9 protein-coding genes and 1 pseudogene are annotated in these 12,825 nt (G+C 37.3%); 1 reads left to right on the forward strand and 9 read right to left on the reverse strand.

Annotation, left to right across the window (positions count from 1 at the left end):
- Positions 1-18: 18 nt before the first annotated feature.
- Both RLT85_RS11270 and RLT85_RS11275 read right to left on the reverse strand, forming a co-directional pair.
- Positions 19-1,200, reverse strand: a complete 1,182-nt coding sequence (locus tag RLT85_RS11270; RefSeq protein WP_311402151.1) for a BspA family leucine-rich repeat surface protein — start codon at positions 1,198-1,200, stop codon at positions 19-21.
- Between the two features lie 82 nt (positions 1,201-1,282).
- Positions 1,283-1,642, reverse strand: coding sequence for a YraN family protein (locus RLT85_RS11275; RefSeq protein ID WP_311402152.1), 360 nt, complete (start codon positions 1,640-1,642; stop codon positions 1,283-1,285).
- A gap of 122 nt (positions 1,643-1,764) precedes the next feature.
- Here RLT85_RS11275 and RLT85_RS11280 point away from each other — a divergent pair.
- Positions 1,765-3,670, forward strand: a pseudogene (locus tag RLT85_RS11280) (S9 family peptidase).
- A gap of 134 nt (positions 3,671-3,804) precedes the next feature.
- On the opposite strand, the gene RLT85_RS11285 reads toward RLT85_RS11280, so the two are convergent.
- The 7 genes from RLT85_RS11285 to RLT85_RS11315 all read right to left on the reverse strand — a co-directional run bounded on the left by RLT85_RS11285 (position 3,805) and on the right by RLT85_RS11315 (position 12,799).
- Complete coding sequence (locus RLT85_RS11285) at positions 3,805-4,785, reverse strand: YfaP family protein (protein ID WP_311402153.1); 981 nt, start codon at positions 4,783-4,785, stop codon at positions 3,805-3,807.
- 117 nt (positions 4,786-4,902) lie between these two features.
- A complete protein-coding gene (locus RLT85_RS11290) occupies positions 4,903-5,658 on the reverse strand; it encodes a succinate dehydrogenase/fumarate reductase iron-sulfur subunit (RefSeq protein WP_311402155.1) in 756 nt (251 codons plus the stop codon).
- Between the two features lie 7 nt (positions 5,659-5,665).
- Positions 5,666-7,588 (reverse strand): fumarate reductase/succinate dehydrogenase flavoprotein subunit, encoded by a 1,923-nt coding sequence (locus tag RLT85_RS11295; RefSeq protein ID WP_311402157.1) that lies wholly within the window; start codon positions 7,586-7,588, stop codon positions 5,666-5,668.
- A 3-nt stretch (positions 7,589-7,591) separates the two neighbouring features.
- The gene (locus RLT85_RS11300) at positions 7,592-8,257 is read right to left on the reverse strand and encodes a succinate dehydrogenase cytochrome b subunit (RefSeq protein ID WP_311402158.1); all 666 of its coding nucleotides are present in this window, start codon (positions 8,255-8,257) and stop codon (positions 7,592-7,594) included.
- A gap of 141 nt (positions 8,258-8,398) precedes the next feature.
- Complete coding sequence (locus RLT85_RS11305; protein ID WP_311402159.1) at positions 8,399-10,480, reverse strand: TonB-dependent receptor family protein; 2,082 nt, start codon at positions 10,478-10,480, stop codon at positions 8,399-8,401.
- Positions 10,481-10,532: 52 nt separating this feature from the next.
- Entirely contained in the window at positions 10,533-11,825 is a 1,293-nt protein-coding gene (locus RLT85_RS11310) for a PQQ-dependent sugar dehydrogenase (RefSeq protein ID WP_311402160.1), read from the reverse strand.
- A gap of 77 nt (positions 11,826-11,902) precedes the next feature.
- Positions 11,903-12,799 carry a S66 peptidase family protein gene (locus RLT85_RS11315; protein ID WP_311402161.1) on the reverse strand — a complete coding sequence of 299 codons (897 nt, stop codon included), beginning with the start codon at positions 12,797-12,799 and terminating at the stop codon, positions 11,903-11,905.
- Between the last annotated feature and the right edge of the window lie 26 nt (positions 12,800-12,825).

Here is a 12,825-nt window from a genome sequence, read left to right on the forward strand (position 1 = left end):
TGAAAAACCATCCGTTTTTCAAACTTTTCCTGTACTACAACCCGAGGCAAGCCTCGGGGAATTCTTTAGATTAAATAAAGTTGCTTTATTAAACATATCACTCATATCAGTTACACCAGAAACATCCCAATCGTTCAAGGGTTGATTAAAAGATTTTGCCTCACTAAACATTTCTTTCATATTGAAAGTATTAGTAACATCCCAATTATTTAAAGGTTGATTGAATATATCTGCATTTTTAAAGATGGAGGTCATTCCACTCACACCCGAAACATCCCAATCATTAAGAGATTGATTAAAAGAATCTGCATTTTCAAACATCGAAGTCATATCGGTTACACCTGAAACATCCCAATTATCTAAAGGTTGATTGAAAAATTCTGCATACTTAAACATAGAACTCATGTTAGAAACGCTTGAAACATCCCAATTATTTAAAGGTTGATTAAACTTTTGGGTGGTAGCAAACATGCTATTCAAACTTGTAACATTAGAAACATCCCAATCATTTAAAGATTGATTGAAAGAATTTGTATGCTCAAACATGGAAGTCATATTACTTACACCCGAAACATCCCAATCACTCAGAGGTTGATTAAATGAATACAAATTTTTAAACATGGAAGACATGTTAGTTACATTGGAGACATTCCAATTATTTAAAGGTTGGTTAAAAGAATTTTGGGAATAGGCAAAATCAAAACTAAACATACCGGACATATCCGTAACATTTGAAACATCCCAGCTATTGATATCACTGTTGAAATAACGACAATTACTGAACATATAACTCAAATCAGTAACCTGACTTAAATCTGGAGTATCGTTGGTATTAACTTTTAAATAAATACAGCCATTAAATGCACTTTGCATACTTTGCCATTCAATACTGCCCCAATGCTCAACACTTAGGATTTTAATATCTCCATTACCATTAAAAAATATCCTTGGGAAATCCCCTGAAATGCTAACCGTATAAATTCCTTCTTCATTATAAGTATGGGAAATATCACCTGTTACGTTATTTTCAACAGTTCCATCGCCAAAGTCAATTGTATAATCATATCCATTTCCTTCAGTAGGAATTGTTATTTCTAAATCATCAGTTTCTACCTCCCATGTAGTAACAAAAGGCGCATCTTGTGCATAAGTAAAAGAAAAAAAGAAAGAGAAAATTAGAAAAAAGTAAATTTTTTGCATGTATATAAATGTTTAAACCGCAATATAAACACTTTCTCTAATAAAATTTTTAAAAATGTTAATTTTTTTAAGAATCAAAATCTTAAAAATGTAAAAAAGCATCTTCCAGATGTTCCAATCTGGTGCCGCTTTTATTTTTGATAATGGCTACAATATCAAAACGTACCTCTACGTCTAAATTATTTTCGGTGACATAATGGTCAATGGCTTTTACTAGCTGTTGGATTTGTTTAGGCTTCACAAAATCTTGAGGATTTCCAAAATCTGGTGTACTGCGGGTTTTCACCTCAACCGCACAAAGCGTATCTTTTAACTGGGCGATAATATCTACTTCCGCTTTTTGGAAGCGGTAGTTGCGCTCTAAAATTTTGTAGCCTTTTTTCAGTAAAAAATCTGCGGCAAGCTGCTCCCCTTTATTTCCTAAATCGTTATGCTCTGCCATCTTTTTCGTATTTCATTCTCTAAGATACTCAAATTAATTGAGTTGTATTTCCCTCCGAAAAATAGGTTTATTTGCTAACTTTGAAATTGCTTTTTTAAAAGCACTTCCCTAAATCTAATATGATGAGAACAAGTCTAGTTATTTTAAGTTTAATATTGAGTACCAACCTAGTTATGAGTCAGCAAAAAATGACCCCAGAATCCTTATGGAGCCTAAAGCGTTTAAGTGTGATGGGCGTAGATGAAGCCCAACAGAATATCTATTACAAATTAAAAATTCCTAATGTAGAAGAGAATAACTTCTACACCGAGTTTTATAAAATACCAATTAAGGGTGGTTCTGCTACCAAAATTAGCGAAGATGTTGTAGATGTGGTTTCCAACAATATTTCTCCCAATAAAAAGTATGAGCTTTTTAATAAAACAGTATCTATAGAAGAGGTAACGGGAAAAGACCGCTACAAAAATCTACCCAAATCTAATGCTTATGTATATACCGATTTGGACATTAGACACTGGGATACGTGGAATGACGGTACTTATAGCCATGTTTTCTACAAAGCAAAAGACGCCAAAGAGGAAGGTATCGATGTGATGCCAGAGGAGCCTTATTACAGTCCGCAGCGACCATTTGGTGGCGATGAAGATTACATTTGGGGTCCAAATAGCGAACACATTTATTACGTAAGCAAAAAAGTAAAAGGGAAGGCATACGCACAAAGTACCAATACCGATATTTACAAGTACAACCTTAAAACTAGAAAGACCGAAAACCTTACGGAAGAAAATAAAGGTTATGACATGCAACCTGCCTTTTCTAAAGACGGAGCGCTAGCCTATTTACAAATGAAAACTGAAGGCTATGAAGCCGATAAAAACGATATTATCATTTTAAAAGATGGCGTAAAGCAAAATTTAACAGCACAATGGGATGGTACGGTTGCTAGCTTTACTTGGAATAAGGATGGGAAAAGCCTTTATTTTAAAGCACCTGTAGACGGAACCATACAACTGTTTGAAGTTGATTATCCTGGAAGAAAACGAAAAATGCCTGAAGTAAAACAACTTTCTGAAGGTGAATTTGATGTAAAAAGTATCGTTTTGCAAAAAGACAATAAACTCTTCGTCACAAAAACCGATATGAACCACGCCGCAGAGCTATTCACATTCGACTTAAAAACGAAAAACTTTACGCAACTCACTCATATAAATGATGAAATTTATAACAACTTAGATTTACCCAACGTAGAAAAGCGTTATGTAACTACTACCGATGGAAAGAAAATGTTGGTTTGGCTGATATTACCACCAAATTTTGATACAAATAAGAAATATCCCACCTTGGTGTATGCGCAAGGCGGACCTCAATCACCGCTTTCTCAATTTTATTCTTTTAGGATGGAATTTTCAACTCATGGCTTCTCAAGGTTATGTCGTGATTGCACCAAATCGCAGAGGAATGCCAGGACACGGTGTAGAGTGGAACGAAGCGATTAGTAAAGATTGGGGCGGGCAAGTAATAGACGATTACCTCAGCGCTACAGATGAATTAGCCAAAGAATCTTTTATAGATGAAAACCGAATGGCAGCCGTAGGTGCAAGCTTTGGAGGCTATTCTGTATTTTACCTTGCCGGAATGCATAACAAACGCTTTAAAACGTTTATTGCTCATGACGGTGTTTTTGACACCCGAAGTATGTATGGTACCACCGAAGAGTTATTTTTCGTCAACCACGATTTTGGAGGTGCCTATTGGGAAAAGAACAATCCGGATGCCCAAAATACGTATGGAAAATTTAATCCTATCAATCATGTGGCCAAATGGGATACTCCTATTTATATCATCCAAGGAGGAAAAGATTATCGCGTGCCAATCGAACAAGGACTAGGTGCATATCAAGCGGCACAATTGCTTGGTTTAAAAAGTAAATTGCTATACCTGCCCGAAGCAAATCATTGGGTTTTAGAACCTCAAAATGCTTTGGTTTGGCAACACGAATTTTTTAACTGGTTAAAAGAGACTTTATAGGGAAGCAGTTTGAATTTTAAATAGTACTGCTACAAATTTAAGCTTCCCTTTCTAAATTTTGCATAAAAAAAGACAGACACCATTCAAATGAAGGATGTCTGCCTTAACAACTTAGCTTGACTAATTAGTTTAACTTATCTATTTTGAGAAATTTCAAGTTTATGCTTAGCTGATTTCGTTAATGGTTTTTGTTCGAAATTCATTTCTGCGTCTTCCAAAGAAGATTTAGAGGCACTTTCGGGTACTTCAAAAGAAAAAATAGGTTCTATATCATTCTCAATTCCCGAGCCTCCACTATTGCTAGGAAAGTCTACAGGGAAAGTTGCATTAAATGGATTTTGAGTTGATGTGGGTATCTCCATTCCGTTTAAATAAACAGATGCTACATAATTCGTCGCAACCGTTGGATCGCAATTAGAGAACATATCCACATATACATAATACGTTCCTGCATCTAGTTGCGCTTCTTCAGGATAGGTGATGTTTTCGTTATTAATACCATCAATATAACAAGCTGGATTAGAATCTAAATCTAATTCTCCACCATTGCTGCTGCCCATACTTCCGTAGTAAATGTGTTCGCCATCTGGCTCTATCAAGTGCAAATCTACATCCTTATCATTATCAAACGAAAGGCTTACTTGTAAAACACCCGTCCCAACACTAGTTACCATTAAGTTAGCAGTAACAGCTCGACTTACTTGATTGTTTTCATCCAAATAAGCCAATCTAACATCAAAACTTACCTCATCATTTAACTGATTGATTTTTAAAATAAAACTTTGGTTCAGACTAGAGCTACTTTCTGGAGTAAGTTCATAAAATCCTAATTCATCTACAGCTCCTATATAAATTCGCTCTGCAGGAGTAGTGGTTTGAATCGTCGCGTAAGAAGTTCCCCCAGGAATAACATTAGTATTCATGTTCATTATTTCTAAGCTAGCCTCTGAAGTAGCAGCAGGGAAATCTCTATTCTGCAAAATAGCATCTTGCACGTTAAACAAAGTGTCAACGGTAGCATCAACTTCACTTTTGGCGTCATCATCGTTGCTGCAAGCACTAAGCAAGCCTATAAATAAAAATAGAATTCCGAACTTTTGTAGTTTATGTGTCATAACTCAATAGATTATACTGTTAAATAATTACTAATTTATGAATTAAATTCTATTCTAAAAGATAAAATGTATAATGGGAGTATAAAATTGTATAACGAGTAATAAAATGTGTATAGTTTACAATTTATCTTTTTCGTTCACTTTGGCCTTATTGTATTCGTAATTCATCCTGCCAATATGCAGTACAGAAATATCTTGCGGACATTCAACTTGGCAAGCTTCGGTGTTAGTGCAATGACCAAAATCCAATTCTTCCATCTTATTAACCATTTTTAAAGTTCGAGAAGCACTTTCTTTTTTGCCTTGCGGAAGATTGGCAAAATGGGAAATTTTAGAAGCTGTAAAAAGTGCGGCGCTGGCATTTTTACAAGTGGCCACACAAGCGCCGCACCCAATACAAGCTGCAGCATCCATAGCATTTTCTGCTTCGTCATGAGTCACGAGAATACTATTTGCTTCTGGAGCTTGACCGGTATTGACCGAAATATATCCCCCAGCAGCGATAATCTCATCGAGTGCCGTTCGGTTTACTTTTAAATCGCGAATCACTGGAAAAGCTTTAGCCCTAAAGGGTTCTATATAAATCGTGTCGCCATCTTTAAAAGATCGCATATGCAACTGGCAAGTAGTCGTATTTTTTAAAGGACCGTGGGCAATCCCGTTTATCATCATTCCGCATTGTCCGCAAATTCCTTCCCTACAATCGTGGTCAAATTCTACCGGTAGTTCCCCGTTTTTTGCCAATTTCAAATTCAACATATCCAGCATTTCTAAAAAAGACATTTCGGGATTGACTTCCGTTAAGGTGTAATCTTCTAAACCGCCTTGGCTTGCTTGATTTTTCTGACGCCAAATTTTTAGGTGTATTTCCATCGCTAACTTATTTATAGTTTCTTTTGGTAGGAGTTACAAACTCAAACACCAGCGGTTCTTTATTTAAAATAGGCTGTGATGGAGTCTTGTTCCATTCCCAAGCAGCCGAATAACAGAAATCTTCATCATTTCGTTCGGCTTCCCCTTCTTGGGTTTGATACTCTTCTCTAAAATGCGCGCCGCAAGATTCTTCGCGGTGCAAGGCATCCAAACACATTAACTCGGCCAGTTCTAAATAATCTTTTACACGTCCCGCTTTTTCCAACTCGCTATTAATTTCATTTTCATTTCCAGGCACTAACAGATTATTCTTAAAATCTTCTCGTAAACGTTGAATACTATCAATGGCTTGCTCTAATCCGTTTTTAGATCGAGATAAGCCACAATAATCGTAAAGAATTTTTCCTAATTCACGGTGGTATTCTTCTGCCGTTTTATTTCCTTTCTTCTGAATAAAATCGTGTAGTTGCGCTTTTATTTCCTCTTCGGAAGTAATAAAGGCCGGATGATTCACATCGGTTTTTTCTACCTGAATTTCTTCGGATAAATAATTCTGCAACGTATAAGGCAGAATATAATAGCCGTCTACACAAGCTTGCAATAAAGAGTTTGCACCTAGCCGATTCGCACCATGATCAGAAAAATTTGCTTCGCCGATGGCAAATAAACCGGGAATGTTGGTTTGTAAATCATAATCTACCCAAAGTCCGCCCATCGAGAAATGAGCTGCAGGAGAGATTTTCATAGGTTCTTTATACGCATTCACGCCAGTAATTTTCTCATACATTTTAAAGAGATTTCCATAACGCTCGGCAATAATGGCTTTCCCGTGTTCTTTTAAGGCGTGTTTAAAATCTAAATACACTGCATTTTTTAAAGCCCCCACTCCCTTTCCTGCATCAATTTGTTCTTTGGCTGCTCGGGAAGCAATATCTCTAGGTGCAAGATTTCCGAAAGCAGGATATTTGCGCTCTAAGTAATAATCGCGTTCCTCTTCTGGAATTTCGTTAGGTTTTCTGATTTCGGCTTTATCTTTTGGCACCCAAATACGACCGTCATTCCGTAAAGATTCCGACATTAAGGTGAGTTTAGATTGACAAGTTCCGCTTTGCGGTAAACTGGTAGGATGAATTTGCGTCCAACTGGGATTGGCCATCCACGCTCCTTTTTTATGTGCTCTCCAAATGGCCGAAGCATTACAACCCATCGCCAGTGTAGAAAGATAATAGATTTTCCCAAATCCGCCGGTGGCTAAAACTACCGCATGCGCACCATGGCGTTCTAAAGTTCCTGTATCTAAATTTCTAGCAATAATTCCTTTGGCTTTTCCATCTATGGTAATTAATTCCAGCATTTCGTGTCTGGCAAATAATTTTACTTTACCGGTTTCTTTTTGACGCATAAGCGCCTGATAAGCTCCCAATAGCAATTGCTGACCCGTTTGTCCGCGTGAGTAAAATGTTCTAGAAACCTGTACGCCGCCAAAAGAACGATTTCGTAAGTAACCGCTGTATTCCCTACCAAAAGGGACGCCTTGCGCCACGGCTTGATCAATTAAATTCGCAGAACATTCTGCTAATCGATACGTATTTGCTTCCCGAGATCTAAAATCGCCTCCTTTTAAGGTGTCGTAAAACATGCGGTAGACGCTATCGCCATCATTTTTATAATTTTTCATGGCATTTACTCCGCCTTGAGCGGCAACAGAATGTGCACGTCGTGGAGAATCCTGAAAACAAAAGCTTTTTACGTTGTAGCCCATTTCGGCAAGGGATGATGCCGCCGAAGCTCCTGCCAACCCCGTTCCTACCACAATAATTTCTAATTTTTTGCGGTTGTTGGGGCTCACCAATTTGGCTTGGTTTTTATAATTACTCCATTTGTCTTTTAAATCGCCTTCGGGAATGTTGGCGTGTATTTCTCGAGCCATAATTTATGCGTTTAAATAAAGATAAAAAGGAATAATAAGGTAACCGAAAGTCATTGCTGCAGCGAAAAAAATTCCGAAGATTTTAATAATTTTACTGTAGTAAGGATGGTACAATCCTAAACTTCGATGCGCACTAAAAAAACCATGTAACAAGTGAAATCCTAAAGCCAAAATAGCGATGGCATAGATAATAACATACCATAATTCTTGAAAGGCACCCACAACCAAACTATATAAATCTCTATGACCGCTAGCATCAACTGGCATTTCGCCAAACTTATACGGAAACCAAAAGTCTTTAAAATGAATCACTAAAAAAGCGAAAACAATAGTTCCCAACAGCATCATTTGTCTAGAATACCAAGTACTGGCTCGGTTTCTTTTGTCTTTTGCATACGTTTTTCCCGCAACTTGCTTTGCTTTTATGCTAAGGTAAATTGCATCGAAGCTGTGTAAAATAATCGTGGCATACAAACCGTAAGAAATGATTTTCACCAATAGATTTCCCGATAAGAATGCACTGTAAGCATTGTACTGCAATTGCGCTTTTTCCTGCGGAAGCAATAATTGCAAATTTCCCAACAAATGAATGATTAGAAAAAAACACAAGAAAAGACCCGTGAGAGCCATTAGGTTTTTACGAGTAATCGCGTTTTTAACAAACCACACGTGCAGATATTTTTAAATTAACTTCTAAAATACACGTTTTATCAGGGTAAACCTAAGTGAGACGATATTTAGAATGGATTTAAAAATGGAATTTTATTTCTTAATGCTAAAAACGAAAACTTAACCTCAACTGAAAACTCACTATAAAGTATAATTTAGACTTAGTCCGCCATAAAAATTTCTGTCGTTTCCAGGATAGAAATAACGAGGTTCCTTCCCGCCAAAACCCACCGCATTGGGAAGAATACTAATAGCATAAGTTTCGTTGAGTAGATTATTAACGCCTAAGCTAAAATTCATTTCCATATTTGACAACAATTGCAGATTATAAGATGCTTTTAGGTTCAGCAATTGGTAGGAAGAACTATACAGCGAGTTTTCATCATTCAAAGGAATTTCAGAAATCCAAAGCATGTTGGTGTTTAATCCAAAATGCTTAAAAAGAACGGCATCTACTCCAAAATTAATTTTATGCTCTGGCACTCCAGTTAATTCATTACCGCTATAATCTTCTCCTTCATCCTTAAAATCATCAAAAGAATACGCATTTAATTCCGCGGAAGCGTAAGTTTGAAACTGGAGATTTTGATTGAAATTCCAGTTATATTTCAATAAAAATTCTAAGCCATTGTGATTGGTTTTACCTGCATTCTTCCCCACATATCGATCCTTTCCTACACGTTCGGCTACCAACAAATCCTTCACTTGAATGCTATACAAGGCAACTTCAGTATATACATTTTTTCCCCAAGAGCCCTTAAAACCGAGTTCGTAATTCCATCCTATTTCTGGTTTTAAGGTGTTGTTGATATTTCCTTGAGGCGTCAAAGTTTCATCAACCGTAGGAATGGAGAAGCCTTTGCTTATGTTTAGATAAAGATTCTTTTGCCTTGTGATTTCGTATAATGCAGCTATTCGGGGCGCCAAAATAGTTTTAAAATTTCCTTTACTCTTAGGAGTTGTTACTTCTTCCGTAAAGAGGTTGCTTAACGTATACTTAGTGGTATTGATATTGATTCCGCCCACAAACTTTAATTTTGATAAAGCTTGAATTTCAGCTTGTGCAAAAACATTGTAATAATTACGGTCTTGCTCTAAATTACTGATGATTTCTCCGCGCACACTTCCTTGATTAGGGAAATCTTCATATAAATTTTCAAAATTGCTACCCGTGTAGTTTTCTTGAAGCACTTCTGCTCCAATACTCGCTTTTATGGGAAGCTGAAACACCTGATTTTGATATGTAAACCGCGTTCTCGCTCCTAAATTATAGATTTTTTGCTTTAAAATATCAAAAGGTCTTGGTTCATAAGCATTTTTATAATTGGTAAAGAAACTGGTGGTTTGACCTAATTTTTCTGAAAATTGATACGCATAAGAAATCCCTAATAGTAAGCGGTCATAAGATTCATAACCCTTAGCAGATTTCCAAGTAAAAGCAGCTTGCCGCGGATTTTCCTTAAAAGCCGACAAACTAATAGAACTAGGAATATAAGCTTTTAAGCACGTAAAATTTCCCAAAATACTTAGTGTAGATTTTTCTGAAATTGAGATGCTGCTATTGAGATGAAACGACTGTCTATCATAATCTGAATTTTCCCGATACCCTTCTTGCTTTAAGTGATTGTAGCTCGCAAAAACCGAAGCATTTTTTTTGGAATATCCTAAGCTTGCCGTTTGCTTTTGCAATCCATAACTCCCAAAAACACTAGAAATTTTGGTAAAAGATTGCTCTTCTTCAGGCGCAAAAGGCATCACTTGAATCACTCCGCCCAAACCAGAACCATACAAACTGGAGTTGGGCCCTTTAATAATTTCTACACGGTCTACCACGTCCAAATCAATATCGTTGATTACCGTTTCTCCGTCACCTGTGCTCAAAGGAATTTCGTTAAAATATGCTTTTACACGATTGGTACCATATTGTGCTCGAGAACCAATACCTCTAATGCTAATTCTATTGGTATTTAAAGCGCCCGCTTGTGTATAAACACCAGGGATTCTATTAAAACTTTCGGTGAGGAGATTGGCGGTTCCTCGGTTGAGATCAGGTTGCTCCAAGAGGTTTACCGCAGCCGGGGTTTTGGTAAGTTCTCCTTGCCAACTAGGCGCTTTCAAAATAACCTGATCTAAGAGCGTACTGTCTTGCAGTTTTTGTGCTTGAATACTCCAGTTTGAACAAACAACGAAAACAAATCCGTAAAGGAAAAATGGTGCTTTCAAAAAATAGGGGTTTTTAGACGAGGGGGTGGAATAATAGTTTTGAAATCACAACCTATTTATCTGCTGAAACGCGCCAAATAATTCCCGAATCATCATCGGCTACCAATAAATCTCCTTGCGGAGTTTGAGTTACCCCAACAGGTCTTCCTTTTACTTCTGCAGCTTCTCTATCGGCAATAAAACCGGTAAGAAAATCTTGTGGCTTTTGTGGTTTTCCACTGGCATCAAATGGGATAAACACCACTTTATATCCACTCAATACCGAACGGTTCCAAGAACCATGCTGACCTACAAACGCGCCGTTTTTATATTTGGCAGGAAAACTTTCTCCTCTATAAAAGGTAAACCCAATAGAAGCCGTATGCGCGCCAAGTGGAACATCTGGAACTATTGTTTTTTCTACCATCTCTGGATGCGGATCTTCTGCCCAACGCGGATCCCTAATTTGTCCGTAATACGCATACGGCCATCCGTAAAAACCACCTTTTTTTACACTTGTCGCATAATCTGGCACTATATTATCGCCTAAGTTGTCACGTTCATTTACTGCTGCCCAAAGTTCTCCTGTCACAGGATTCCAATCGATACCAATAGGATTTCTAATTCCTGAAGCATAGACTTTCTCGCCAGAACCATCTGGATTAATTTCTAAAATTCTTGCTCGTCGTTCTTCCTTATCCATTCCGTATTCGCCCACATTACTTGCAGAACCCACAGTAATGTAAAACTTGTTTTTCTCTTTATTGGTAATAAGATTACGCGTCCAATGGTGATTGTAACCTCCCGCAGGAAGCTCCAGTATGGTTTCTCCTTCTCCTTTTAACTGATTTGCTCCTTCTTGATAAGGAAATTTTACCACGCCATCTACATTGGCCACATAAAAATGCCCTTCATGAATCAACATCCCAAATGGCTGATTAAGGTTTTCTTTAAAAATATGTTTTTCATCTTGAGAACCATCTTTATTGGTATCTCTAAACAAGAGAATCTTATTAGCACTGCTTTTAGCATCATCAGACTCTGCTACAAAAATATCTCCATTAGCTCCTATATAAATCCATCGCGGGTGTTCTAAATCTTCAGCAAATCGTGTTACGATAAAACCTTGGGGAGCGGTAGGTATTTCTCCTTCTTGCCAGCCTACATTTTTAGAAACTTTAGCTACTGCTTCAGTTGCAAAAGGAGGTTCTAGAGTGAGTTCGCCAATAGCAGTTTGCACGGTAGTCGCAGTACTGTCTTGAGCGATTTCTTCTTTTTTGTCTTCAGAAATTTTGGTTTTGTTTTTACAACTATACGTAAAAATAGCAGCTATAATTAAGCTACTAAAAAAGATTTTTGCTTTCATGTGATGGATTTTGTTACTAAAATAACGGAAAAATGATGATTTATAGCTATTTATATGAAGAATCTAATGCTAAATAGCTAAAAGTAGCTCACGTGACTCTCCTTAGCCTCCACTTGTAATCTTACTTTTCTTCCCAAAATTAAAGCTTGATTGTCTTCTATATGCCCCGCAGGAAAATTAAAAGCTACCGGAAAGTCATATTCGCCTGCCGTTTCGGCAATAATCTCCTTTGCGGTTTTCCCGAAAGGAATGGCGTTATCATTCATGTCATTCAATCCGCCAATAATCAATCCACTGATTTGATCAAACCAGCCGTTACGTTTCAGGTTTTGCATCATTCGGTCGATATGATAAAGGTATTCATCTAAATCTTCTAGAAACAAAATTTTTCCTTTCAGATCTAAATCTGATTCACTTCCGATAAGGGAAAATAAAACCGACAAATTTCCGCCTACGAGTTCTCCCTCGGCCTCGCCCTTTTGATTAAGTACGTGAGCATTCATCTTATAAGCTATATCTTCACCAAAAAGCGTTTTTTTAAGAAAATTTCTTACTTCTTGCGATTTTTGGTCAATACCTAAAGCAATTGGACCGTGAATAGACGCCACGCCTTTTTTATGCACTTGGCTATGTAACGCAGTAACGTCACTATAACCAATAATCCACTTTGGATTCTTCTTAAAAGCTGTAAAATCTAATGTATCTAAAATACGCACCGTCCCATAACCACCTTTGGCACACCAAATCGCTTTGATATTGGGATTGTCCAGTTGTTGTTGCAAATCCTCCGCTCGCTCTTCATCGTTCCCCGCAAATTGATTTTCTTGCAACCCAATACTTGAGCCAATTACAGGAGTTAAACCCCAAGATTTTAGAAGAGAAATTGCGGGTTGCAATTCTTCTAGAGTTACTTTTCTTGCTGTGGCGACGATGGCAATTTGGTCGTGTTTGGTGAGTTTTGCTGGTATTTTCATAAACATAGATTTCAGAAAGTGAAAGA

Source organism: Mesonia ostreae (assembly GCF_031845265.1).
GTDB classification, from domain to species: Bacteria; Bacteroidota; Bacteroidia; order Flavobacteriales; family Flavobacteriaceae; genus Mesonia; species Mesonia ostreae.